At 67.5% G+C, this 22,365-nt stretch carries 17 protein-coding genes; 7 read left to right on the top strand and 10 right to left on the bottom strand.

Annotation, left to right across the window (positions count from 1 at the left end):
- Window positions 1-468: a dUTP diphosphatase gene (gene dut / locus H7A86_RS18475; protein ID WP_104535010.1), complete on the bottom strand. Its 468-nt coding sequence runs from the start codon at window positions 466-468 to the stop codon at window positions 1-3.
- Window positions 465-1,739 (bottom strand): bifunctional phosphopantothenoylcysteine decarboxylase/phosphopantothenate--cysteine ligase CoaBC, encoded by a 1,275-nt coding sequence (gene coaBC / locus H7A86_RS18480; protein ID WP_119131656.1) that lies wholly within the window; start codon window positions 1,737-1,739, stop codon window positions 465-467. The genes dut and coaBC overlap by 4 nt, the downstream gene beginning before the upstream one ends.
- A 96-nt stretch (window positions 1,740-1,835) precedes the next feature.
- Here coaBC and radC point away from each other — a divergent pair, with 96 nt between their 5' ends.
- The 5 genes from radC to H7A86_RS18505 all read left to right on the top strand — a co-directional run bounded on the left by radC (window position 1,836) and on the right by H7A86_RS18505 (window position 6,556).
- Window positions 1,836-2,513, top strand: coding sequence for a RadC family protein (radC, locus tag H7A86_RS18485; protein WP_104584918.1), 678 nt, complete (start codon window positions 1,836-1,838; stop codon window positions 2,511-2,513).
- An 86-nt stretch (window positions 2,514-2,599) separates the two neighbouring features.
- Window positions 2,600-4,288 (top strand): arginine--tRNA ligase, encoded by a 1,689-nt coding sequence (gene argS, locus H7A86_RS18490; protein WP_119131655.1) that lies wholly within the window; start codon window positions 2,600-2,602, stop codon window positions 4,286-4,288.
- A gap of 45 nt (window positions 4,289-4,333) precedes the next feature.
- Complete coding sequence (locus H7A86_RS18495; protein ID WP_115677990.1) at window positions 4,334-5,206, top strand: SPOR domain-containing protein; 873 nt, start codon at window positions 4,334-4,336, stop codon at window positions 5,204-5,206.
- Window positions 5,207-5,211: 5 nt separating this feature from the next.
- Window positions 5,212-5,760: a hypothetical protein gene (locus H7A86_RS18500; protein ID WP_119131654.1), complete on the top strand. Its 549-nt coding sequence runs from the start codon at window positions 5,212-5,214 to the stop codon at window positions 5,758-5,760.
- A gap of 40 nt (window positions 5,761-5,800) precedes the next feature.
- A complete protein-coding gene (locus H7A86_RS18505) occupies window positions 5,801-6,556 on the top strand; it encodes an SDR family NAD(P)-dependent oxidoreductase (RefSeq protein WP_104584909.1) in 756 nt (251 codons plus the stop codon).
- A 131-nt stretch (window positions 6,557-6,687) separates the two neighbouring features.
- Here the strand turns inward: H7A86_RS18505 and H7A86_RS18510 are convergent, their stop codons facing one another.
- The 5 genes from H7A86_RS18510 to speA form a co-directional block, all read right to left on the bottom strand.
- Entirely contained in the window at window positions 6,688-7,815 is a 1,128-nt protein-coding gene (locus tag H7A86_RS18510; RefSeq protein ID WP_119131653.1) for an acyltransferase family protein, read from the bottom strand.
- 281 nt (window positions 7,816-8,096) lie between these two features.
- Window positions 8,097-9,431 carry a glycosyltransferase gene (locus H7A86_RS18515; protein WP_119131652.1) on the bottom strand — a complete coding sequence of 445 codons (1,335 nt, stop codon included), beginning with the start codon at window positions 9,429-9,431 and terminating at the stop codon, window positions 8,097-8,099.
- Window positions 9,424-13,407: a non-ribosomal peptide synthetase gene (locus H7A86_RS18520; protein ID WP_119131851.1), complete on the bottom strand. Its 3,984-nt coding sequence runs from the start codon at window positions 13,405-13,407 to the stop codon at window positions 9,424-9,426. Before H7A86_RS18520 ends, H7A86_RS18515 begins: the two co-directional genes overlap by 8 nt.
- A 250-nt stretch (window positions 13,408-13,657) precedes the next feature.
- Window positions 13,658-13,924 (bottom strand): hypothetical protein, encoded by a 267-nt coding sequence (locus H7A86_RS18525; protein ID WP_126943164.1) that lies wholly within the window; start codon window positions 13,922-13,924, stop codon window positions 13,658-13,660.
- Between the two features lie 375 nt (window positions 13,925-14,299).
- Window positions 14,300-16,186 (bottom strand): arginine decarboxylase, encoded by a 1,887-nt coding sequence (gene speA, locus H7A86_RS18530; RefSeq protein ID WP_119131651.1) that lies wholly within the window; start codon window positions 16,184-16,186, stop codon window positions 14,300-14,302.
- A 233-nt stretch (window positions 16,187-16,419) separates the two neighbouring features.
- Here speA and speE point away from each other — a divergent pair, with 233 nt between their 5' ends.
- A complete protein-coding gene (gene speE, locus H7A86_RS18535) occupies window positions 16,420-17,277 on the top strand; it encodes a polyamine aminopropyltransferase (RefSeq protein ID WP_024939717.1) in 858 nt (285 codons plus the stop codon).
- Between the two features lie 166 nt (window positions 17,278-17,443).
- Here the strand turns inward: speE and H7A86_RS18540 are convergent, their stop codons facing one another.
- Window positions 17,444-18,055 (bottom strand): PH domain-containing protein, encoded by a 612-nt coding sequence (locus H7A86_RS18540; protein ID WP_104584958.1) that lies wholly within the window; start codon window positions 18,053-18,055, stop codon window positions 17,444-17,446.
- Window positions 18,056-18,688: 633 nt separating this feature from the next.
- Here H7A86_RS18540 and H7A86_RS18545 point away from each other — a divergent pair.
- The gene (locus tag H7A86_RS18545) at window positions 18,689-19,345 is read left to right on the top strand and encodes an RIO1 family regulatory kinase/ATPase domain-containing protein (protein ID WP_164739214.1); all 657 of its coding nucleotides are present in this window, start codon (window positions 18,689-18,691) and stop codon (window positions 19,343-19,345) included.
- Between the two features lie 158 nt (window positions 19,346-19,503).
- Here H7A86_RS18545 and H7A86_RS18550 read toward each other — a convergent pair whose 3' ends face one another.
- Together H7A86_RS18550 and H7A86_RS18555 are read right to left on the bottom strand one after the other, a co-directional pair.
- Window positions 19,504-21,483, bottom strand: coding sequence for a glycoside hydrolase family 84 protein (locus H7A86_RS18550; protein WP_119131649.1), 1,980 nt, complete (start codon window positions 21,481-21,483; stop codon window positions 19,504-19,506).
- A gap of 468 nt (window positions 21,484-21,951) precedes the next feature.
- Window positions 21,952-22,290, bottom strand: a complete 339-nt coding sequence (locus H7A86_RS18555; protein ID WP_016904463.1) for a P-II family nitrogen regulator — start codon at window positions 22,288-22,290, stop codon at window positions 21,952-21,954.
- Between the last annotated feature and the right edge of the window lie 75 nt (window positions 22,291-22,365).

The following is a 22,365-nucleotide window of genomic DNA, read 5'->3' on the forward strand; positions in this document are numbered from 1 at the left end:
TCAGCGCACGCCGGTGTGGCCGAATCCACCCGCTCCCCGCGCGCTGTCGACGAAAGTATCCACCACTTGCAAGCCCACGCGCACGATCGGCAGGATCACCAGCTGTGCGATGCGGTCACCCGGCTCGATGGTGAAGGCGGCGCGACCGCGATTCCAGGTGCTGATCAGCAACGGCCCCTGGTAATCGGCATCGATCAGCCCGGTGCCGTTGCCGAGCACGATGCCGTGGCGATGGCCCAGGCCCGAGCGCGGCAGGATCACCGCACACAGCTGCGGGTCGGCCAGATGGATCGCGATGCCGCTGGGAATCAGCGCCGCATCGCCGGGCTCCAGCGTCATCGGCGCTTCCAGCGCGGCGCGCAGGTCCATGCCTGCGCTGGCGTCGGTGGCATAGGCCGGCAGCGGCCACAGGTCGCCGAAGCGCGGGTCGAGCAGCTTCACCTGCAAGGACTGGGTCGGGGTGCTCATGCCTGCAATCTCTCCGCGATCAGGGCCAACAGCTGGTCGGCCAGTTCGGTCTTGCTGCTGCTGGGGAAGGCGCGCTCGCCGCCCTGCCAGTAGGCGGTGGCGGCGTTGTTGTCGCTTTCGAAGCCGCCGCCCTCGATCCCCACCTGGTTGGCGATGATCAGGTCCAGCCGCTTGGCGGCCAGCTTGCCACGCGCGTAATGCTCCACGTCGTGCGTCTCGGCGGCAAAACCCACCACCAGCTTCAGCGCGCCGGTCTGCGCGGCGACCTCGGCCAGGATGTCCGGGGTGCGCACCAGTTCCAGGGTCAGCGTCTCGCCGGTCTTCTTGATCTTCTGCGCGACCACCCGCTTGGGGGTGTAGTCGGCCACCGCGGCGGCGCCGATGTAGATGTCGGCCGGGAACGCGCCCAGCACCGCATCGCGCATCTGCGCAGCCGAGCGCACGTCGATCCGCCGCACGCCGGCCGGGGTGGCCTGGTGCACCGGGCCGCTGACCAGCACCACCTCGGCCCCCTGGCCGGCGGCGGCGGCGGCCAGGGCATAGCCCATCTTGCCGCTGCTGCGATTGCCCACGTAACGCACCGGATCCAGGTCCTCGAAGGTGGGGCCGGCGCTGATCACGATGCGCAGGCCGTCCAGCTGCGCGCTGCTGGGCACGAATGCCGGCGCAACCGCACTGCTGGAGGCCACCGGCGCGGCGCTGCCGGCACCGGCACCGCCGGCCAGGGCGGCAATGATCGCCGCCGGCTCGGCCAGCCGTCCGGGTCCGGATTCGCCTTCGGCCAGCGGGCCGTCATCGGGACCGACCACGCGCACGCCGCGTGCGGACAGGGTCGCCACATTCGCCTGCGTGGCCGCGTGCAGCCACATGCGGTGGTTCATCGCCGGGGCCACGGTCAGCGGCGCGGTGGTGGCCAGGCACAGCGTGGTGACCAGATCATCGGCCAGGCCATGCGCCAGCCGCGCCAGCAGGTCGGCGGTGGCCGGGGCGACGATCACCTGATCGGCCCAGCGCGCCAGTTCGATATGTCCCATCGCCTGCTCGGCAGCGCTGTCCCACAACGTGGTGCGGGTGGGCTGCCCGGACAGCGCCTGGAAGCTGAGCGGGGTGACGAATTGTTGCGCGCCGCTGGTCATGGCGACCTGTACAAGTGCGCCGGCGTCGCGCAGGCGACGGACCAGTTCGAGCGATTTGTAAGCGGCAATGCCTCCGCCGACGCACAGCAGCAAGCGCTGTCCGTCCAGGGGGCGGGCCTGAGTGGAGCCGATCACGTCGGAGTCGTCCTACGGTTACAAGGACAACTAGATTAGCCGATGCCCCCGTCCGGCCTGATAGGCGTGAGCGATGAGCACCGGCAATCTCGCCATATGCACATTCACGACTGGCCCACCCACGAACGCCCGCGCGAGAAACTTCTGGCGCGCGGGGCGACTGCCCTGTCCGATGCCGAGCTGCTGGCGATCTTTGTCGGCTCCGGCCTGCGCGGCCAGGACGCCGTCCAGACCGGGCGCAACCTGCTGCTGCGTCACGGCCCGCTGCGCGTGCTGCTGGACCACACGGCGCCCGCGCTGGCGCGGCTGCCCGGCCTGGGTCCGGCTTCGGCCTGCAAACTCAGCGCGGGGCTGGAACTGGCACACCGCCACCTGCTGAGCGCGCTGGAACGCGGCGATGCGCTCAGCGACCCGCCCAGCGCCGGCCGCTACTTTTCGCAACGGCTGCGTCCGCGCCCCTATGAGGTGTTCGCGGTGCTGTACCTGGACACCCGCCATCACGCCATCGCCTTCGAGGAAGTGTTCACCGGCACCATCGACGGGGCCGACATCCATCCGCGCGAGGTGGTGCGGCGGGCGCTACTGCACAATGCCGCGGCGGTGATCGTCGGGCACAACCACCCGTCCGGCAATCCGGAACCGTCCGAGGCCGACCGCGCGGTCACCCGGCGTCTGCTGGGCGCATTGGAGCTGGTGGATATCCGCCTGCTGGACCACTTCGTGATCGGCGACGGCCGGCCCGTATCGCTGGCCGAGCGCGGCTGGCTGGGATGACAGCGCGACGCTGACCTGAACCATCGGCCCGACCCCGGGACGCGCGGTCGGGTAAAATCGCTGGTTTCGTTCCAAGCAGATCCCACGTGAAAGCCCAACTCCGCGCACTTATCGGCCAAGGCATCGAAGCCTTGCGCGCCAACGGCACCCTGCCTGCCGACACCCTGCCGCCGGATTTTGTGGTCGAGCGACCCAAGACGCGCGAGCACGGCGACTTCGCCACCAATGCTGCGATGCTGCTGGCCAAGCCGGCGCGCAGCAATCCGCGCGCACTGGCCCAGGCGCTGGTCGCCGCATTGCCGGCCAGCGACGACGTGGCCAAGGTCGAGATCGCCGGGCCGGGCTTCATCAATTTCCATCTCGCCCCCACCGCCTACCAGCGCGAAGTGGCGCATGTGCTCAAGCAGGGCCACGACTACGGGCGTGGGCTGGCCGGCAACGGCCGCTCGGTGGGCGTGGAATACGTCTCGGCCAACCCGACCGGCCCGCTGCATGTCGGCCATGGCCGCGCGGCGGCGATCGGCGACAGCCTGGCGCGCGTGCTCGATGCCAACGGCTGGAACGTCAAGCGCGAGTTCTACTACAACGATGCCGGCGTGCAGATCGAGAACCTGGCCTTGTCGGTGCAGGCGCGCGCGCAAGGGCTCACCCCCGACAGCGACGGCTGGCCGGAGAATGGCTACCGCGGCGACTACATCGCCGATGTGGCCAATGCCTACTTGGCCGGCGACACCGTCGACCTGGAAGGCCATCTGGTCACCGGCGGCAAGGACCCGGCCGACTTCGACGCGATCCGCCGTTTCGCCGTGGCCTACCTGCGCAACGAGCAGAACCACGACCTGGCCGCGTTCCGCGTCGATTTCGATATCTATTTCCTTGAAAGCTCGCTGTACAAGGACGGCAAGGTCGAAGAGGCCGTGCAGAAGCTGATCGCCTCCGGCCATACCTACGAGGAAGGCGGCGCGTTGTGGTTGAAGTCCACCGACTTCGGCGACGACAAGGACCGGGTGATGCGCAAGTCCGACGGCACCTACACCTACTTCGTGCCGGACGTGGCCTACCACCTGACCAAGTGGCAGCGCGGCTACGAGCGCGCGATCACCGAACTGGGCGCGGATCACCACGGCTCGCTGACGCGCGTGCGCGCCGGCCTGCAGGCGCTGGAACTGGGCATCCCGCAGGGCTGGCCGGAGTACGTGCTGCACCAGATGGTCACGGTGATGCGCGGCGGCGAGGAAGTGAAACTGTCCAAGCGTGCCGGCAGCTACGTCACCCTGCGCGACCTGATCGAGGAAACCAGCGCCGATGCGGTGCGCTGGTTCCTGATCGCGCGCAAGCCCGACTCGCAGCTCACCTTCGACATCGACCTGGCCCGCCAGCAGAGCAACGACAACCCGGTGTTCTACGTGCAGTACGCGCATGCGCGCGTGTGCAGCGTGCTGCGGCAGGCGCAGGAAAAAGGCTACAAGTACGAGCACGCGCATGGACTGGCCGAGCTGGCGCGCCTGGACGACGAGCACTCGCTCAACGTCATGGTCGAGCTGTCGCGCTATGCGGAGGTGGTGGAAATCGCCGGCCAGGCGCTGGAGCCGTACCAGATCGCGCAATACCTGCGTGAATTGGCGCACGCCTTCCACACGTGGTATCACAACACCAAACTGCTGGTGGACGATGCCGCAGAGCGCGACGCCAAACTCACCCTCGCCGTCGCCACGCAACAGGTGCTCGCCAACGGCCTGGAACTGCTTGGCGTCAGCGCCCCAGAAAAGATGTAAGTCGGGCCGCATGGCCCGTAACGACGTGATTCGGAGAAGTGGTAGATGGCAGCACGACGCGGTAAGAGTCAGGCGCGACGCAACACCAGCAATGGCACTCCCGGTTGGGTGTGGTTGGTGGCAGGCGCTGCGATTGCGGCAGTGATCTTTCTGGCCGCGCCCAACCTGTTCAAGAAGGACGGCGACGGCTTCCTGCGCGTGGGCCCGCGGGCGAACCCCGACGCCCAGCCCGAGCCGGTGGCCGATGCCGACGTGGATACGCCGGCCGAGCTCCCCAAGCCCGCGCAACCGCCCAAACCGCAAGCCAAGCCGGGCGATGCGCAAACCCAGTACGACTTCTACACCTTGCTGCCCGGCAAGGAAGTGCAGATGTCCGATGCCGAACTGGCGGCCAGTGCGCGCGCCGAGGAAGCCGCACGTGCGCGTGCGGCCCTGGAAGGCAAGCCGGTCGCGCCTGCCCCGGGTGCGAGCGTGGCCGCCGCCACGCCGGCCACCAGCGTGCCGGTGCCGTTGAACGAAACGGCGGCCAGCGCGCCGAAGCCGTTGGCGGAGACCGCCCCGGCACGTCCGGCCGCCACGCCGGCGCCGGCCAGCACAGCCGCGCTCGCCACGCCGGCAGCAACGGCTGCGCCGAAGCCGGCAGCGGCAGCTGCCACCGCGGCAACCCCCGCTGCAGTGACAGACAACACCCGCTACATCCTGCAGGCCGGCTCGTTCGGCGCCTCCGGCGACGCCGAATCGACCAAGGCCAAGCTGGCGATGATGGGCCTGGCCGCACGCGTGGAATCGGCCGATATCAGCGGCAAAACCGTTTACCGCGTGCGCATGGGGCCATATGGCAGCGCCGGCGAACTGGCCGAAGCCAAGCAGAAGCTGACCGGCAGCGGCTTGCCCGCCATTGCGATCAAGGCGCAGTAGCCGCAGTGCTGCAGCGCGCCGCCGGCCTGTGGTTGTGGTGGGGACTGATCGGCGCGGCGCACGCCACCGAGCAGATTCCAGACCGTATCCGGATCGACGGGCAGGACGCGGCGCTGCTAGCCGAACCCCTGTCGCCGGTGCTGGACGACCAGGCTACCTGGCAACGTTTCGTGCCGCATGCGCGGCAGGCGCTGGGCAGTTGCAGTGCGAACTGGCGCGGTTACCGGGCCGATTGGCGCGTGGAAAACGCGCAGCTGCTGCTGGATCGCGTCGTCATCGGCGCCTGTGCCACCGCACCGACGGCATTGCCCCTGGATGTGCTGTTTCCCGGACGAACCGCCCCGGTCGACGCGGACTGGATCGATGGCGAGCTGGTGATTGCTTTGCCAACCGCTGCGAGCGCCGCCGACACCGCACCCACCGCCGCAGAGGCGCCGTACCTGCTCCTGCAGGTGCAACACGGCCGTGTCTTGGCGCGCGAACCGCTCAGTGAGGCCAGCCTGCGCGCGCGGCGCGCCCAGGCCAGCGCGCCCGGCCCTGCCACTGCCCCCTGATCCCTTGCCTGATCCCCCTCGTTTGCAGGAGTTATCCCCCATGTCCAAGACTGTCCTGATCACCGGTGCCACCTCCGGATTCGGCAGCGCTGCCGTGCGCCGGTTTGCCGCCGACGGCTGGAAGATCATCGCCACCGGCCGCCGCGCCGAGCGCCTGGATGCCCTGGCGGCCGACCTGCCCGCCGGCCAGGTGCATACCGCCGCGTTCGACATGCGCGATGCGCAGGCCTTGTCGGCAGCGATCGATGCAGTGCCGGCGGAGTTTGCCGACATCGATGTGCTGGTCAACAACGCCGGGCTGGCGCTGGGCACCGCGCCCGCGCAGCAGGCCGACCTGACGCAGTGGCAGCAGATGATCGACACCAATGTCACCGCGCTGGTCACCCTCACCCACCGCCTGCTGCCGGCGTTGATCGCACGCCGTGGCGCCATCATCAACATCGCCTCGGTCGCGGCGACCTACCCCTATACCGGCGGCAACGTCTACGGCGGTACCAAGGCGTTCGTGCAGCAGTTTTCGCTGGGCCTGCGCGCGGACCTGCACGGCACCGGCGTGCGCGTGACCTCGATCGAACCGGGCATGGCCGAAACCGAATTCACCCTGGTGCGCACCGGCGGCAACCAGGCCGCCTCGGACACGCTGTACCGCGGCGCCACGCCGATGACTGCCGAGGACATCGCCGAGCAGATCTTCTACGTCGCCAGCCTGCCGGCGCACCTGAACATCAATCGGCTGGAAATCATGCCGGTCACGCAGTCGTTCGCCGGTTTCCAGGTGGCGCGCGACGCGCAGTGACGATGGCCTGCAGCGCCGATGCATCTACCGGGTCGCGATCCGATGCTGTGTCGGCCGGCGCGTGAGCACCGCGCGCCGCATCGAGGCAGCACGACAACGCCGCGCATTGCGCGGCGTTTTGCGCTGCGCGGTCAGCCGCGATCAGCAGCAGCCAGCGGCCGCACGCCTGGCCGCAGCACCCTGTCGCGCAGCTGCAGGAACGGGCGCTCCACCACGTAGTGCAACAGCGCACCGCCCAGCACTGCCACCAGGCCATACACCGCAAACGCCAGCACGCCACGCCCCTCCAGCGCCGGGCCGAACCAGCCCTGGGTGAGATGGAACACGGCCTTGTGGGTCAGATACAGGCTGTAGGAAATGGCCGCCAGCCACGCCGCACCAGGCACGCGCACGCCGCCAAGCACACCGCGGGTGGCGGTGCCGGCGAGCACCAGCAAGGCCAGTCCCAGCGACAGCACCGGCCAACCCAGCGCATTGCCGACCAGACCGGTGCGCTCGCGAAACAGCCACATCGCCAGCGCCAGGATCGCCACGCCTGCAAGCAAAAATGCATTGCCGTGTTGCTGCAGCCGTTGCCACAGCGCGGGGCGAACGACCTTGAGCACCGCCAGCACGACACCGGCCAGCAGACCGTCCAGACGGTTCCAGGTCGGGTAATAGAGGTCTTCGATGAACCAGTTGCGCTGCAGGCCGGCGCCGGCGCTGTCCAGGGCGGTGTTGTGCCACCAGATGCCGGCGCGCAACGCGATGCCTGCCACCACCACCAGCACGCAGAGCACGACGAACCGCGCGGCCGAGGGCCGCCGCATCAACAGCGTCGCCAGCAACGGAAACACCAGATAGAAATGTTCTTCCACGCAGAGCGACCAGGCGTGCGAGAACGCGGCATCACGGCCATAGTCGACCAGCAGGTTCAGGGTGAAGCTGACGAACATCCACCACGGCGCCAACCCGGGCGCCTCGCGGAACTGCGGCCACGCCATGTAGATCGCCAGCACCACCAAGAACGCCGGCAGGATGCGGAACGCGCGGCGCAGGTAGAAATCCCTGAAGTCCAGGCGTTGCCCGCGTGCCAGCGGCCTCAGCACCTGCGTGCCGATCAGGAAGCCGCTCAGCACGAAGAACAGGTCCACGCCCATCCAGCCGTAGCGCGACAACCACGCCCAGTCCGGCCCCAGACCGCCGACCACGAAGGAATGGAACAGCATCACCCAGACGATGGCGATGCCACGCAGCAGATCGAGAGCGGGATAGCGCATGCGGGCGATGCAGGGCCGAGGGAGCCCGATTGTGCCGCATCCCGCCGCTGCGGCGATGCCGGCACCGGCGTTGGCCGCGCTCGCCGGCTCGTGCCGGCAACGCAGACGCGTTCTCGACGTCTGTCAGCAGTGCAGGCATGCTGCCGTCGACCAGCTAGCGGCGACAGCAACACGCCCTGCACTCCACCGGTGTCGCACCCGGAGACCTTCCGTACAGCCACCAGCCGCATTGCCGCCGCCAAACCGCTGTCGATGCTGTGGCTTCCCCACGGCGTCATCCATCACGCGACAGCCTGCTGCTCGACGCGCGCTCCCTGCGCCAGCGTCACCGTCGGTTCCAGCAATCCCCATGCTTCCAGTTGGTCCACTGCCCGGCCGATTCCGTCCTCCTCGCGGATGCGCTGGCCCAGCGCGCGTGCCGCCGCGCGCATGCCCGGCGCGCTGGCCTTGCCGATGGCATCGGCCAGGGTCTCCGGCTGCAATCCGGCCCGTGCGAGCGCCGGCGGTGCGACGCCGCGCTGGGCCAGGCAATGCGCCCAGAACGGCTGGTCGTAGCCGAACGGCAGCACCACCGACGGAATCCCCGCAGCCAGCGCCGCACCGGTGGTGCCGGCACCGCCGTGATGCACCGCAACCGACACCCGTGGAAACAGCCAATCGTGCGGGGCCTGTTCCAGCTGGAAGAAACGCCCGGCATCGTCGGACGCATCTTCCCCGGCCGCCAGGCCGCCCCAGCCGCTGGCCAGCAGCGCGCGCTGACCGGTCAGACGCACCGCCGCCTTGACGGTGGCGGTGAGCTGCGCCGCATCGCTGCTGATCATGCTGCCGAAACCGATGTACAGCGGCGGCGGGCCCGCCTGCAAAAATGCCTCCAGCGCGGCCGGCGGCTGCCACTGCGGCTGCGGCAACTGCCAGAAACCGCTGACCTGGGCCCGATCCGGCCAGTCCGGCGGACGTGGGCACAGATGCTCGCTGTAGCCATACACCACACGCTGCGCACTGCGATCGGGACCGCTCCACGGATACGCCGGCAACCCCAATGCCGGGCGCACGATGCCGTTGAGCGCCGGGCGCATCAGCTGCCAGCCTGCAAAGCGCACCGCATGATGCAGCGCCACACTCACCAGCCCGGGCAGACGCACGGTGGGCATCACCATCAACGGCACGTGGCGCGAGGCGGTCAGCGGCTGCAATTGCGTGAGCACCACCGGCAGCCCGTAGGCCTGGCCCAGGCTGTGCGCCAGCAGGCTCGCGCTGCCGACGCCGAGAATCAGGCCGGCATCGGCACAGGCCGCGCGGCCCTGCGCGGCCCAGTCGCGTGCCCACTCCAGCAGCTGGGCGCGCAAGGTGCCCCAGATGCCGCGCCAGCCACCGCGCATCTCGGCGACATCCGGATGGCCCTGCAACAGCTTCTGGTGGTCGCCGCTGAGCGGGAAGAACTCCAGCCCGTTGGCACGGATCAGCGATTCAAAGTTGGCGCTGGTCAGCATCCGCACCGGGTAACCGCGCTCCTGCAAGCCACGCCCCAGCGCGATGATCGGGCGCACATCGCCATGCGTGCCCAGGGTGGCGATCAGCACCGGGCGGCGTCCCGCGTTGAAGGAAGACTCAGGCATATTCGGCCACCCCGTCGCTGGCGGTGGCGATGCGGCCATCACGTTGTACGGCTTTCGCAGTGGCCGCGTGCAGCAATGCACTGAGCGTGGCCGAATGCGTGGGCGACAGCATCGAATGGTGGTCGCTGTCGAGCGCATGCAGGTGCAGGTTGCGCACGTACGGGCGCCAGGCCTGCGGCCGGTAATCCACCCACACCGTATCGTCGCCGCCGGAGCTCATGCGCACGCTGGCTTCGACGAACACCACATCCTGGTCCAGCGGCTTGGGGCGATGGCGCCGCGCCAGCTGCAGGTGGTGCTGGGTCATGCCGCCCATGTCGTCCAGCAATGTGGGACGTTGTTCGAGCAGCTGGCGCACCGCGGGCAGATCGTTCAACCCGTAGTGATCGCACAGCAGGCTGGCCAGTTCGGCCACCGTGGTCGGCATCGGCTGGCCATGGGCCAGATGCAGGCCCAGCGCATGCACCGATGCACGCACGTTTTCCGATTCCGGCAGCGACGCGGCCTGCTCCAGGTGCGGGTAGCTGTCGAGCATCGCCAGCAGTTCGACTTCTTCGCCCAGCGCATGCAGTTCGGCGGTGATGGCATGGGCGATCAAGCCGCCCAGCGACCAGCCAATCAACCGGTACGGCCCCTGCGGCTGCACCTTGCGCAGCCGCGCCAGATAGTCGCGTGCAATCGCCTCGATGCTTTCCGGGCGATGCTGCGGGTCGCTCAAGCCCGGCGACTGCAGGGCATATACCGGCCACTGCGGATCGAGCTGGCCGAGCAAGGTGAGATACGACCAGCCCAGACCGACCACCGGGTGGATGCAGAACAGCGGCGTCGTGCCCGGGGTGCCGGCACGCAGCGGCAACAGCACGCCGAGCGGGTCGTTCGGGGTCTGCACGTTGCGCTTGATCACCTCGGCCAGGCCGGCGATGGTCGGTGCATGGAACAGGCTGCCCAACGGCAGTTCGACACCGAACGCCTGCGGGAAGCGTGCGGCCATTTCCGCCGCGCGCAGCGAGTCGCCGCCGAGCTCGAAGAAGTTGTCTTCCACACCCACCGCCTCGATCCCCAGCACGTCCTGCAGCATCGCCGCGAGCTGGTGTTCGAGCGCATCGCGCGGCGCCACATGCGCGCGCTGCGGCAGCGCACCCGGCGACGGCAAGGCGCGGCGATCCAGCTTGCCATTGGGTGTCAGCGGCAATGCCTGCAACGGCATCCACAAGGTGGGAATCATCGACGCCGGCAGGCGCTGCTGCAGATGCGCACGCAGCAGCTCGGGCGATGGCGTTGCGCCCTGCTTGCCCACCACATACGCCAGCAACTGCAGCGCATCGTGGTCGCCATCGCGATGACCGACCACCACCGCCTGCGCCACCTGCGAATGCAGCAGCAAGGCGTTTTCGATCTCGGCCGGCTCCACGCGATGGCCGCGGATCTTCAGTTGCGCGTCGGCGCGGCCGATGAATTCCAGCATGCCGTCGCGGCGCTGACGCACGCGGTCGCCGGTGCGGTACATGTTGCTGCCGTCGTTGGCGAACGGGTCGCGCACGAACCGCTCGCTGGTCAGCTGGCGCTTGCCGCGATAGCCCTTGGCCACGCCCGCACCGCCGATGTACAACTCGCCGATCGCGCCGGTCGGCAGCGGTTGCCGCTGCGCATCGAGCACATAGACACGCGTATTGAGCAGCGGCCGGCCGATCGGCGGAGCGGCGGCGTCGGTCAGCTGCAACGGCATGATGGTCGACCAGATCGTGGTTTCGGTCGGCCCGTACAACTGGGTCAGGCGCCCGACCCGGCTCAGCAGCTGGGTCGCCAGTTCCGGCACCAGGGCTTCACCACCGACCAGGGCGTGGATACGGTCCAGCGCCAGGTCCTGGTTGGCCAGCAGGATGCGCCACAGCGATGGGGTCGCCTGCACCACGCTGATCTGCGCGTGCGCGATCAGCCGCGACAGGCTGCGTGGATCGTGGGTGATGCCGGCCGGTGCGATGACCACGCGCGCGCCCACCAGCAACGGCAGATACAGCTCCAGCCCGGCGATATCGAAGGTGATGGTGGTGACTGCCAGCACGCGGTCGCGTGGGCGCAATGCCAGCTCATGCTCCATCGCATGCAGGAAATTGAACAGATTGCGATGGCTGATTTCCACGCCCTTGGGCGCGCCGGTCGAGCCGGAGGTGTACAGCAGGTAGGCAGTCCCGTCCGGCGTGGCCAGCGGCGCGATCGCCGCCGGCAACACCGCCGGGCGCGGATCCAGCCAGACCATGCCACCGAGCAGATAGCGCTCGCACAGCGCCGGCTCGCAGACCAGCGCGATGGCGCCGGAATCGTTGAGCATCTGCCGGTTGCGCGCGGCCGGGCTTTCCGGGTCCAGCGGCAGATACGCCGCCCCGCTCCACATCACCGCCAGCAGGGCCACCAGCAAGTGCTCGCTGCGCGGCAACGCGATGGCGACCACATCGCCGGGGCGGACGCCATCGGCCACCCATTGCGCGGCGATGCGCGAGGCCAGTTCGCACAGCGTGGCGTAATCCAGGGTGCGGTTGTCGTATTCCACTACCACCGCTGCCGGCATCAGCTCGGCGCGCTGCAGCATGCCGTGCAGCAACGTGGCAGGTTCCGGCAACGCCGCGGCGGTGGCGTTCCAGGTGTGCAACAGGCGGTGGCGTTCCGCATCGCCCAGCATATCGATCTGGCCCAGCGCGCACTCCGGGTCGGCCAATACCGCATCGGCCAGCTGGGTCAGGCGGCGGCAATGGTCGGCCAGTTCGTCGCTGTCGTACAACGCCGGATTGGCATCCAGATCGAAGCGCAACGCGGCACCGTCGCCGCGCTCGTAGCAGAAGATGGTCAGATCATCGGCCGGGCCGTTGGAGAGGTTATGCGGCATCGCATGGGCCTGGCCAAAGCGCAGTGCGTAGTCGAAGGCTTCGATGTTCACCGCCAGGCGTGCGAACTTCTGGTCGATCCCGAACATGCCCAGATCGCGGCGCACATCCTCGAAGCGGTATTGCTGGTGGCGCAGCGCATGCCTGACCACCGAGGACACCTGCGCGAACAGGGCATGCACCGGCTGCTGCGGATCCATTTTCAGGCGCAGCGAAATCACATTGGCCACCAGGCCTGCGGTCTGCCGGTAACGCGCATTGATGCGGCCGGTCACCGGCATGGCCAGCACCAGATCCTCGGTGCCGGTGCAGCGGTAGTAATACGCGGCGATCAGCGAAATCAGCATCTGCGGCAGGCTGGCGCCATGGTCCTTGCCCAGCGCACGCAGCCGCGCCACCTGCTGCGGCGAGAACTGCCCGGTGCCACGCAACAGCCCGGTCGACAGCTGGCTGCCCGGACGTGCCAGGGTTGCCGGCGGTGGCAGATCGGCCAGCTGCTGCATCCAGTAGCTGCGGTCGCGCTGAAAGCGATCGGAGTCGCGATACTGCTGCTCGAGTTCGATCAGCGACAACGCGCTGCCGTATTGCGCAGGCGCCGGCTCGATGTTTTCTGCGTAGGCGTTATACAGCACCGCCATGCGCTGCATCATGATCGAGGCGCAATAGCCATCCATCACCAGATGACTGACGCATTGCACCCACATGTGGTGATCCTCGCCCAGGCGGAATACTGCGCAATGCCATAACGGCCCGTTCTGCAGGTCTTCCGGCTTGCGGATTTCTTCATCGACCCAGTGCTCGGCCGCAGTGCGCGGGGACGGATCTTCGCTGACGTCGAAGTACGGAATCGCGGCGGTGTAGTCGGGCAGGACCACCTGGTGCGGCACGCCATCGTGCTCGACGATGCAGAGCCGCAGCGTGTCGAATTCGCGCGTCAGCTGCATGCTGGCGCGGATCAGCAGCTGCGGATCGAGCGGACCAACCATTTCCAGGGCTTCGGACAACATCAAGGTGTTGTCGGTGTGCAACTTGTTGGCGACCCACAGGCCGCGTTGCGCTTTGGTCAGGGGAAACACGGGAGAGGCGTCAGCGTGCATGGCGTGCATCCTTCTTGTATGGCGCGCAGTCGCCCGGTGCGCCATGCCCGCAACGCGGTCACTGGGACGCCGGATCAGCACATGGCCTTGAAAACGTGAGGTAAGAGACACCGACGACCGCCGGCGCAGGCCGGCGATACACGATGGAAACGCACAATGGGAACGCACCACGAAGCGACGTGCAGCGTCGAGACAACGACGTGCACCGGCTTTCTTTAAAGCACTTGTTTCCCGACAAGTTAAACAAACACTAACAATTAGCCAACGCGATAAACCGTGCAAAAATCACGAAATCCGCGTCGCCTGCAAAAATCATGTGCTGAAATGTGATTTCAATTAGTGTTCCAGATGCGTACGTCCACAGATGGCGTTTCCCACACGCCGCGCGCTGCGGACCAGACTGCCATGCATCACCCGGCAACGTGGCCAAGGCGTTCTTTGCCGGGAATTTTGCCCTGTTTCGCAACATGCCCGGAACCGCGCGCACCAAGACCACTGCATGCAACGGCATTGACATCAGTGCACTGCGGGCACAACCACTGCGCAGGGCACCGCACTTTTTTGAATGCCGATTGCAACCGCAGCGTCACGCGAGGGTTATCTGACTGTCATTGCCACGCCGCGTCGGCCACGCATGCACAGCCGTGGGATGCGTGGCCAGCTCCTGGCTAGAGCAGAGGCCGTGGGGTCTCGCAGGCAGTCAATGGGCGGTACGTCGCCGGCATCGCCAAGGCGCGCAGAAACCACGGCGTCCGGCGATGGCGCCGGTTCAACACCTGAGGCACGTCACATGCCGGCCGCATCGCTGTGCTGCGGCCCACCTCTCCCATGCGTTGCGCGCGGAGTGACAACAAAACGGCGCGCCACGGCATCGGCCGCAGCGCGCAGTGCATCAGCCCAACGGTTCGTCGGACAGATAGGTGTAACCGGTCAACCCTGCTTCCAGTGCATCGCTCAGTTCCTGCGCGCGCTCGGGCGATAGCTGCGCGGCGGCAATGCGCTCGGCATAGGTCGCACGCAGCGTGTCCAGCTGATACCCCACGTAGTCCAGCATCACATCGGTGGTATCGCCACGGCGCTGCTGCGCGATGCGATAGCCGTCGCCATCCACGGCCACTTCCACCGCATCGGTATCGCCGAACAGGTTATGGATGTCGCCGAGGATTTCCTGGTAGGCACCGACCAGGAAAAAGCCGATGCGATAGCTCTCGCCTGCATTCAACGTGTGCAGCGGCATCGAGCTGTCCAGGCTTTCGTTCTCGACGTAGGTCTTGACCATGCCGTCGGAATCGCAGGTCATGTCGGCAATGATGCCGCGCCGCTGCGGCGCTTCGTTCAGGCGCTCGATCGGCACGATCGGAAACACCTGATCGATCGCCCACACATCCGGGATCGACTCGAACACGCTGAAGTTGACGAAGTACTTGTCCACCAGCCGCTCGTTGAGTTCGTCCAGCACCGGGCGATGGCTCTTTTCGTCGAAGCTCAGGCGTGCACGCACGCCGTGCGCGATCGCATAGAACAAGTCGTCGATACGCGCGCGGTGGGTCAGGTCGATCTGGCCCAGTGCATACGCACTCAAGCCTTCGGCGTGGAAATGCTGCGCCTCCTGGAACAGTTCCACCGCCGGGCGCACATCGAGCTCGTCGTGGATCTCGCGCAGGTGGCGGATCGCCGTCGGTTCGTCGTCGTGCGCGTCGGGCACGCGGCCTTCCGGCGCCTGCTCCACTTCGGACACGTTGGCGATCAGCACCGCGTGGTGGGCGGTCATGGCGCGGCCGCATTCGGTGACGATGCGCGGCGGGGCCAGGCCGTGCTCTTCGCAGGCGCTGGCCAACGGCTGCACGATGTTGCTGGCGTAGGAATGCAGGCCGTAGTTGATCGAGCAATAGCTGCGCGAGCGCGTGCCTTCGTAGTCGATACCCAGACCACCGCCGACGTCCACGTGGCTGATCCTGGCGCCCAGGCGCGACAACTCCACGAAGTAGCGCGTGGCCTCGCGCATTCCGTTGGCGATGTCGCGCACGTTGGAGATCTGCGAGCCCATGTGGAAATGCAGCAGGTTCAGGCTGTCGGCGTACTCGGTGTCGCGCAGCGTCTTCCACAGGTCCAGCACCTGACGCGGCGACAGCCCGAACTTGGCCTTGTCGCCGCCGCTGTTCTGCCACTTGCCCGCGCCCAGCGAGGCCAGGCGCATGCGCACGCCCAGGCCCGGCTTGACGTCCAGCGCGCGCGCCTCTTCCAGCACCAGCTTCAGCTCGGAGGGCTTTTCGATGACGATGAAGGTCTGCAGGCCGAGCTTGCGGCCGATCAGCGCCAGGCGGATGTATTCGCGGTCCTTGTAGCCGTTGCAGACGATCAGCCCGCCCGGACGCGACAGCGCCAGCACCGCCATCAGCTCCGGCTTGCTGCCCGCTTCCAGGCCGAAGCCGTCACCGTGGTGGCTGGCCAGGGTGCCGGCCACGCCGCGATGCTGGTTGACCTTGATCGGGTACACCGCGGTGTAGCCGCCGGCGTAATCCCATTCGGACTGCGCCTGCGCGAACGCCGCCTGCAGCTTGCCCAGGCGCTGGCCCAGGATGTCGGGGAAACGCACCAGCAGCGGCAGCTTGGCGCCGGCCGCGCGCGCGGCGTCCACCACCTCGGGCAACGACACCGACGGACCGTCGCTGGTCGGCGTGACCACTACATGTCCGGCATCGTTCACGTCGAAATACCCGTCGGCCCAATGCGGGATCGAATAGGTCTTGCGGGCTTGGTCGAGGGACCAATCGCTCATTTCGCTGACTCGGCTGGGGCAAAAAGGGCGTGAAGTGTAACGCCTGGCACGCGCAGGGTCCGTTACAATCCGCGCCGACTTCACGCCCTGCTCCTGGTCGGAGCGGGGTTGGCAGGGGGTCGGGACGGCCGCCAGCAGCTTGCTTGCACGCGGCGGCGCCCACCCCTCATCCGGCGCTTCGCGCCACCTTCTCCCGGCGGGAGAAGCAACAGCCCCCATCTTTAGGACTTTGCATGAGCGCCAACGACAACTGGTACATCGAACACTTCCAGCCGACCGGCTCGGCCATCGGCTTCCGCATCAGCGGCAAGCTGGACGAGGTGCAGTCCCCGTTCCAGAAGATCGAGATCTACCAGACAACCGACTGGGGCAAGCTGATGCTGATCGACGGCGCGGTGATGCTGACCAGCCGCGACAATTTCTTCTACCACGAGATGATCAGCCACCCGGCGCTGTTCACCCACGCCGCGCCCAAGCGCGTGGTGATCATCGGCGGCGGCGACTGCGGCACGCTGCGCGAGGTGCTCAAGCACCCGGGCGTGGAAAGCGCCACCCAGTGCGATATCGACGAGCAGGTCACCCGCATGTCGGAGAAGTATTTCCCCGAGCTGTGCGACTCCAACCACGACGCGCGCGCCGAGCTGTTGTTCGACGACGGCGTGGCCTACATGGCCAACTGCCCGGCCGGCAGCGTGGACATCGTGATCGTCGACTCCACCGATCCGGTCGGCCCGGCCGAAGGCCTGTTCAACAAGGCCTTCTACGAGAGCTGCTTCAAGGCACTGAAGGACGACGGCATCCTGGTGCAGCAGTCCGAATCGCCGCTGGCGCTGCTGGAGCTGATCAAGGAAATGCGCACCGAAATGGGCAAGGCCGGCTTCCAGTCGTTCAAGACGCTGCCGTTCCCGCAGCCGTGCTACCCCACCGGCTGGTGGAGCGTGACCATGGCCAGCAAGCAGGCCAACGCCGATTTCGCCTTCCGCCAGGACGCCGCGCAGGCCAAGGGCTTCGAGACGCTGTACTACACCGCGCACCTGCATACCGGCGTGCTGGTCGCACCGCCGTTCGTGGCCAAGGCGCTGGGCGAGTAAGCGTAACTGGCAGCCCGTCGCGCTGCCGGCAGGTACGCGCGGCGCAGCAGGAACCACGGTAGGCGTGGTTCCTGCCGGTTCCGGGCCGCGGCCGCGCCCGCCTGGCGATCGGCGCAGTCGTTTGTCGGTCCTGGCCGTGGCCACGGCCAGGTACCGTGCCGAGCGCCTACAACCGCGCCAGCACCTCGGTTTTCTTGGCGTCGAACTCCTCCTGGGTGACCAGCCCCGCATCCAGCAACTGCCTGAGCTTGCTCAGCACCTGTATCGGATCGTCCGCGGCGGCTGCCGTGCTCGGCGATGCAGACGGCATGCCGCCCTGCGCGCCGGGTGCATGCACCACCACGCCACCGGCCGAGGCGCGCAACTTGTCGAACTCCAGTTGCTGGCGCTTTTCGTAGGCCGATTCTTCCACCTGCTGCGCATAGGCGTAGACCCGCCGGGCCTGTTTCTTGGGCAGGCTGTCGATGGACAGGTAGCCGCCCTGCGTGGTGCGGCACATGATCGTCGCTCCCAGCATCTGCTCGCTCATGTGCACGTCGAGCACCTCGCGCCAGGGGACATCGCGAAACGTCATCCCGAACAGCGTGGGGTGCACCACGATGAATCTGCGAGTGGTCAGCACCACCGCGGCCGGCGACAGGTTCACCACCATTTTCTTCTGCACCGCGATGTACTCGACCTGCTCGTCCCGCGTCAGCAACTCGTTCACCTTGGGCAGGATCTTGCCCACGGCCACCGGGTCCTGCTCGTCGGCCAGGAATTGCGTAAAGACCTCCATACCTTCCTCGTCGTGATCGCCTGCGCCGCAGCGTGTCCTGTATGACACCACATCCATGCCTTCGTGGTGCCGATCAGAAATCCGGCCAGCAATGCACGGCGCCGGATCGCTGAGTGCTTCAGACAACCCCAACCGCAACAAGGCGGATGTCGCCATCGCCTTGCTGTGGGCACCACGCTGGTTTTATCGCCGGCGCGAAAACGGACTCCGGCGCCGAAGCTCAACACCTCGGTACGATTGATCGTGATGTCTTCGTCGTCGTACTCGTCGGCATGCAGGTCGTTCGTGTGGGGCGCGCTCACACTGACATGCTGGCCGATAGCCACACCGCAGCCCGCACCCAGAGCGGCCACCGACGTTGGAGCCCGCCATGCCGACGGCCACGGCACGCCCTGCGGGCCAAGTCGCCTGCTGCATGCAGCGCGCGCCCGGATATAGCGACAGGATGAGTCACAGATGACGCGGCAAGCTGTTGATTCTTCAGACCGTTCCACTCCCGGAACATTTCATTTGTTAAACAAATGTAATTACCATACTTCCAAGTTCTAAAATTCACCGGACCGATCCCTCGCGATCATCGTGAACCTGCCAGACGCGTGATTCCTCCGCGCCGACAAGGTCCGGAGACTTGCCATGCATTACCAGCCGCTGGACACCTCCAGCCTGCAAATCGTCACGCCGGTGTTGCTCAAGCAGGGCACCCGGCTGCTCGAGCCCAACGTCTATCGCACGCATCTGGATGGACAGCTGGCGGTGGTCAAGGACTACAGCCGCTACCGCCGCACGCTGCTGGCGCCGGTCGCGCGGCTGATGGTGCGCCACGAGGCAAAGATGCTGGCCCGCCTGCACGGTTGGCGGCATGCGCCGGCCCTGCTCGGCACGTTGGGTGGTCTGGCGCTGGGCATGGAGTTCATCCCCGGCGACACTCTCAGTGCCAGTGCGGTGGTCGGCCAGGAAGTCTTTCAACAATTGCAGCAGGCACTGCGTCGCCTGCATGCGTTCGGCATCACCCATAACGATCTGCACGGCACCAACGTGGTGGTCAGTGCCGGGGTGCCGGTGTTGATCGATTTCACCTCGGCCTGGCGCTTCCCGCGCTGGTTGCGGCGCGGCACGCTGGCACGCCAGCTGCAGCGCAGCGACGTGGCCAATTTCCAGAAGATGCGCCAGCGCCTGGCCGGGATCGCACCGACCGCCGACGAGGCCGCACGCAGCGCCGAACCGCGCTGGGTGGGCACCCTTCGCGGCGGCTGGAAGCGGCTCTATCGCCGCCTCAAGCGCGGCGCGTAAACAGCTCGGAGCCGCTTGGCGAGCATCCGTCAGAGAGGTGCTGACGGCGCGGGGAACCGGCGTGTACGAGTGGTCCACGCCGCACCTGGCAGCGGCTGCACCCGCCTGCCGGTGAGCACAGTCGCTGTGTCAGCGGCTCTCAGCCGCCAACAGCACCATCAGTGCTCCACCGCCGCCGACCCGGCGGGTGCCTTGTAGGCGATCAGGCGCGGCGCGTCGGCGATGAAGCGGTCCAGCACGCCATCGGCAATCTTGACCGGGCCCCCGAAGCGCGTGGCGCCGGGAATCGAGACGATTGCTGCGGCTTCGGCGGCGATCCGCTTGGCATCGGCAAACGCAACGGACGCCTGCGCGTCACCACGATTGGCGGCATCCAGCCCGGCCGCGGTCTGCTGCAGCGCGCGGCCCCAGCCGTCCATCGCCTCCAGCCAGGGACGCGACTGTTCCGCAAAGCCCTTGTCGGCCACGCCCGTACGGATGATCTGCGGCGCAGCCGCGAACGCGCCCGCCGTGCGCGCCAGTTCGGCGATGGCCTGGCTGCGCGCCGCCGCATCGCCGAGCGCAATCGTCTCGCGTACATGGTCGAGCACGGCCTTCAGGCGCGGCGCCTGTTCCTGCCACGGCTGGCTGCCGAAGGTCGGCGCCAGATGCTGGGTATCGAAGAAGGTCAGCAGCGCGGCGGTCACCTGCGCGTCGCCACCGGCCAGGTCGCGCGCGGCCGCGTGCCAGGTGCGCTGGGCGTCGTAGCCGGTGTCGTTCCATGCGAACGCGGTCAGCCCCATCACCGCGACCCGGCTGGGCACTTCCTGATTCATCGGGTTGGAGACGATGCCGGACAACTCCGCCGACAGGCCGGCTTCGCGCCGCGCATACGGCGCCATCAGCAGGCGCCCGGCCGAGGTTTCGAAATCGTTGACCGGGTAGTTGTCCCAGAGCAGCGTCTTGCGGCCGAATGCCTTGGTGGCCGCGCGTGCATCGGGAATGGAAATGGCCGGCGGCACCACGTCGGTGCCGGTCCACTGCACCACGATCTTCGGGTCCAGGTGCTTGCGCAGCGCTTCCTTGTACGGGCTTTCCTTGGCGTCGTAATACTCGGTCGGCACCATGATCAGTTCCGAAGACGCATCGTGGCGGGCCACCAGGTCGGCCTGCACCAGATTGAGCAGATACGACTGCGCGATGCCGGCCGCCTGCGCGCCGGACGCGCCGAAGGTGGTCTTGTCGCGCTCGCAGTTCCACTTGGTGTATTCGATATCGTCCAGCGCCACGTAGAAGCTACGCACGCCCAGCGCGCGGAAGGCATCGAACTTGCGCAGCAGCGCCTTGGCATCGGCCGGATCGGAGAAGCACACCGTCGGCCCCGGCGAGATCGCATAGACGAAGTCGACGTGATTGCGCTTGGCGGTGGCCGCCAGCGTGCCGAGCGCCTTCAGCGTCGCGGCCGGATACGCCTCGCGCCAGCGGTCGCGCGCATACGGGTCGTCCTTGGGGCTGTAGATGAAGGTATTGGCCTTGCTGCGGGCGAGAAATTCGATGTGCTTGCTGCGGTCGGCCATCGACCATGGCGCGCCGTAGAAGCCTTCGATGGTGCCGCGGATCGGCATCGCCGGATGATCCTGGATCGCCAGGGCCGCAATGGCCGGGCGCTCGACCAGCTGGCGCAGCGTCTGCGCCGCATGGAACAGGCCATCGTTATCGTGGCCGGCCAGCGTGATCAGGCTGCCGGTGCCGAGCGCCACGCTGGCCAGCGTATAGCCCTCCGTGTGGGTGTCCTGCACCGCCTTGCTGCGGGTCAGTGCATCGCGCACCACTGCCGCCTCACCGATGCCGAGCACGATATGCGGGCGGTCGAGCGTGGCCGGCAGACGCGCCGCGGTGGCGATCTTTGTGACGCCGGCCGTGCCGAGGATGCGGCGCACCAACGCGACCGCCTCCGGATCTGCGCCCGGTGCCACCACCAGCACCACCGACCGACCCAGCGTGACCGTGCCGCCGTCCAGCGTGATCGCGACCGGCGTGGGGAAGATCGCCGGCTGGGTGACCGGCTGCGCCAGTGCGGGGACTGCCGCCGCTGCCAGGCCTGCTGCCAGCCACAGCGAGAGCGGGCGCAAGCCCGACGTTCCAGCGCGTCGCTTCATCCCCGAACTCCGGTATTGAAATGGTATTAGGCCCTAGAGTAGGCAAGTCCTCGCGTGGCGACAAGCGGGCGCGGCCTTTTGGCATCCTGGCTCGATTTGGGAGCGGCAAGCAGTGTGAAGCGCCTCAGGCGGATGCCGAGGCTGGCCTGGGGTGCCGGATCCGGTCTTCGGTATTGAAATGGTATGAGAACGCTGGCTGGCAGCTTATAGCAGCCTAGCTCGAGGAGCGCCCGCGCGACTGCGTCGAGGGCACCCCGGCTCAGCATTGCGTGCCCACCTCAGCCGTCGACGGCCGCGTGCCACCCTGGAGGACGCAGTGACCGGCGATGCACTGCGCACGCCATGGCACTGCGTCGCGGCACTCAGCCGATCGTCGGTCGCCGACTGGCGCGGTGTGGTGTTCCGGCGAGCGGGCGGTTGCCCAGGCTCCAGGCGCACCGTCGCCGACGTCGCTGCCCGCCGGCGCGCTTACAGCGCGTCGCTATCCAGCTCGCCGGTGCGGATCCGCACCACGCTGCCCAGGTCGTAGACGAACACCTTGCCGTCGCCGATCTTGCCGGTCCCGGCCGCGGTCACGATGGCCTCGACCACGCGCTCGGCCTGGTCGTCGGTCACCGCCACTTCGATCTTCACCTTGGGCAGGAAATCGACCACGTACTCGGCGCCGCGATACAGCTCGGTGTGCCCCTTCTGGCGCCCGAACCCCTTGACCTCGGTCACCGTGATGCCCGCCACCCCGCAGCCGGCGAGCGCTTCGCGCACATCGTCGAGCTTGAACGGTTTGACGATGGCCATGATCATTTTCATCGGTGCAGTACCAAGGGCATGACGGGGCGCGCAGCATACCGTGGACGGCCATAACACTCACCCCATGGCGTACCG

This window comes from Xanthomonas euroxanthea (assembly GCF_903989455.1).
Lineage (GTDB): Bacteria > Pseudomonadota > Gammaproteobacteria > Xanthomonadales > Xanthomonadaceae > Xanthomonas > Xanthomonas euroxanthea.